The following is a 299-nucleotide window of genomic DNA, read 5'->3' on the forward strand; positions in this document are numbered from 1 at the left end:
TGGCTCTGGGTCAGCAGCAGCCACGCGCCGCTGTCTTGCATCATGTAGCGCAGGCGGTCCTGGGGGTACTCGATATCCAGCGGCACATAAACCCCACCAGCCTTGAGCACGGCCAGGAAGGCCACCATGATTTCCGCGCAACGCGGCATAGCAATCGCCACCCGCACTTCCGGGCCAACGCCCAGTTCGATCAACTTGTGCGCCAGCTGGTTGGCTTGAGTATCCAGCTCGCGATAGCTCAGGCGCTGCTCGGCGAAGAACACCGCTGGTGCATCCGGCGCCTTGGCCGCCTGATCGGC

Annotated in this window: 1 protein-coding gene; it reads right to left on the bottom strand. The window is 63.9% G+C overall.

Going from position 1 to position 299, the window contains the following annotated elements; all coding sequences use genetic code 11:
* The coding region (locus tag F6S12_RS33320; RefSeq protein ID WP_315870063.1) for an AMP-binding protein at nucleotides 1-299 on the bottom strand (299 nt) is incomplete at both ends.

This window comes from Pseudomonas sp. JV245A (assembly GCF_032424515.1).
GTDB lineage: Bacteria > Pseudomonadota > Gammaproteobacteria > Pseudomonadales > Pseudomonadaceae > Aquipseudomonas > Aquipseudomonas protegens.